General features: G+C 53.7%; 1 protein-coding gene and 2 pseudogenes. 2 read left to right on the forward strand and 1 reads right to left on the reverse strand.

Annotated features, from left to right (window positions below):
• Positions 1-213, forward strand: a pseudogene (locus tag MVD07_RS03470) (NAD(P)/FAD-dependent oxidoreductase); the annotation flags it as partial.
• 1 nt (position 214) lies between these two features.
• Here the strand turns inward: MVD07_RS03470 and topA are convergent.
• Positions 215-2,362 carry a DNA topoisomerase I gene (gene topA / locus MVD07_RS03475; RefSeq protein ID WP_297498708.1) on the reverse strand — a complete coding sequence of 716 codons (2,148 nt, stop codon included), beginning with the start codon at positions 2,360-2,362 and terminating at the stop codon, positions 215-217.
• A gap of 79 nt (positions 2,363-2,441) precedes the next feature.
• On the opposite strand from topA, the pseudogene MVD07_RS03480 reads away from it, so the two are divergent.
• A pseudogene (locus MVD07_RS03480) lies at positions 2,442-2,625 on the forward strand (hypothetical protein); the annotation flags it as partial.

Raw genomic sequence — 2,625 nt, forward strand, 5'->3', positions numbered from 1 at the left:
GACGGGAAGAGGCTTGAAAAAGTCCTTAAGGTCAGGCGCGTTACAGAGAAGCTCACCGATGAAGACCTCGACCTCTTCATTCAGGTACTCAGCGGTGCAGACACTGAAAAGATAGCCTCTGGAGACTACGTCGAGGTGATAAAGACCCTCCTGAAGAACCCGAAGGTCATCATGAGCAGGAGGAGGATAAGCCTCCTCAGACAGCTTCTCTGACCTATTTTTTCCACTCCTTGCATTTCATATCCAGACAGATTTCGTACTCCCTTCTCTTCTCACGGATTTTCACGACAGGGGCGCCGTTGCAGCATGTCTTACCCGTCGGGATGACCTCACCGCGCTGGAGTATGGGATAGGTCACGTTGCACTTCGGCCAGTTGGAGCAACCCACGAAGCGCTTCCCGGTTTTCCTGTTGTACCTAAGCACCAGATCACCACCGCACTTCGGGCACTTCCCGAGGACGAGTCTCTTGCCCCCTTCGCTCTTTTCGCCCTTACCGCCCCTCGATGCCGAAGTCCCCGGATGGGCCTGGGAGCTGGACTTCTCCCCATTCACCGAACCTTTAGAGGCCGTAACCCCTGTTCCCGTAGTTTCGAGGAGCATCTTGCCAATGTCAAGTTCTTTCTCCTTGAAGACCTTGAGAATTTTCACGAGCTGTTCCTTGCTCTCCTTGATGACGTCCTCTTTTCTGGCCTTCCCCGCCATTATCTCCTCCATCTTCTCCTCAAAGGCCCTCGTCAGTTCGACGCTCACTATGTCGGGCACGTTCTTTTCGAGGGCCTCCACAACGCGCATCCCGAGGAGGGTAACCTTTATCTTCTTCCTGCCCTCCATGTAGCCCCTCTGATAGAGTGTCTCAATTATCTGGGCGCGCGTGGCCTTGGTTCCTATTCCCAGATCTTCCATCTTCTTGATAACTGAGGCAGGAGAATATCGTGCCGGCGGTTTGGTCCTCTTCTTCTCCCGTTTTATCTGGAGAACCTTCACCGGCTCGCCCTCCCTGAAGGGTGGAAGGATTACCTCACCGAACTTGACGTATTTTTCATAAACCTTAAGCCAGCCCTCCTTGAGGGTTCTCGCACCGCTCAGGATGAAGCGGTGGGAGTTGGAGTTTATGATGACCTTCATTATCTCCCTAACGGCTGGCTCCATGAAGAGGGCTAGAAAGCGCCTGACGATGAGGTCGTAGAGGTTTTGCTCGTCCCTTGTAAGCTCTCCCGGCTTTGGAAGCTCGCCCGTTGGATAGATTGCGGGATGTGCCGGGTCTTCCTTTTTACCTTCAATGGGTCTGAGCTTTTCTTTGCCTAGGAGCTCGTGGGCGAAGGGCTTGTACTCGGGAAGCTTTGCTAGGTTCTGGATTATTGAGCGAAAGTTGAGATTCTTCGGGAGCTTTTGGGATGAAGTGCGGGGATATGAGGAGAGGCCCCGCTCATACAACCGCTGTGCAAGCTCCAACGTCTTTTTCGGGCTGTATCCGAAGGCAGAGTAGGCCTCCCTCTGCAGGGTTCCGAGGTCGAAGGGCACGGGAGGGTTCCTCTTTTGCTGTTTAACCTCGACCCTCTCGACGAACGCCAGCCCCTTCTTAGCTTCCTCGACTATTCTCTTGGCCTCGTTTTCGTCAAAGATTCTCTCCTTTTCGTAAGTTGCCGTGTAGGTTTCCCAGTTCTTTTCGAGGAGCATCTTTATGACCCAATACGGAGTTGGCTTGAAGTTCTCTATCTCCCTCTCCCTGTCAACGAGGAACTTCAGCGTTGGCCCCTGAACCCTTCCGGTGGAGAGAACCATCCACTTCCCACTCGCGCGCTTTATGGCTGAAGTTAGGGCCCTAGAAAGATTGACCCCCCAGTACCAGTCCAAAATGTGGCGTGCTATTCCCGCATCGGCCATGCCGAAGTTTATTGTCGGCTCCATGTTGTACCATGCCTTCAGAAGGTCTTTTCTGGTCAAGGCTGAGAACTTCATCCTCTTCGCCTTCGAGGGGTCAACTCCACAGGCATATTTCAAAGCTGTGTAGCCTATGACCTCCCCTTCGGTGTCGTAGTCACAGGCAACCACGAACTCATCTGCCCTCTTGGCGAGCGTTGCCAGGGCCTTGATATAGTCTCTGGCATAGCCCTTACCCTTCTCGGCAACGTAGACGGGCACCCATTCGATGTCGAAGACAGGATAACCGTAGGTTTTGGTCTTGGGGGCCAGGGAGAAGAGGTGACCGACGGCCGGGGCGACGATAACCCTCTTACCGTCGCGCGTGAACTCGTAGTAGGAAACCTTCCCTACAGTCTTCCTTACCGGTTTGCCCTCGGCCAGAGCGTAGGCGATCTTTCTGGCAACGTTGGGCTTCTCCGCGATGATGAGCGTTACCATGATGACACCTGGGTTGGTTTGATTGGAGGTTATAAAAATCCTGCGAAGGATTTATAACGTCACCGGAGAAGGGCCTTCGATGGTCATGCTCAGCGTAGGCGGTGTCTTCGTCCAGTTCGAGGGTGAACTCGATGACGGCTTTATAGAGGGCTTCAGGGGGCTCTTTGCGAGGCGTTATCTTCCGGATGTTAGACCCGCCAAAGGGAAGCCAGATATCATTGTGGAGCGCTTTAAGGGGGCTCCCTTCAGGGTCTTCGGTTCTA

Source organism: Thermococcus sp. (genome assembly GCF_027008145.1).
Classification (GTDB): Archaea; Methanobacteriota_B; Thermococci; order Thermococcales; family Thermococcaceae; genus Thermococcus.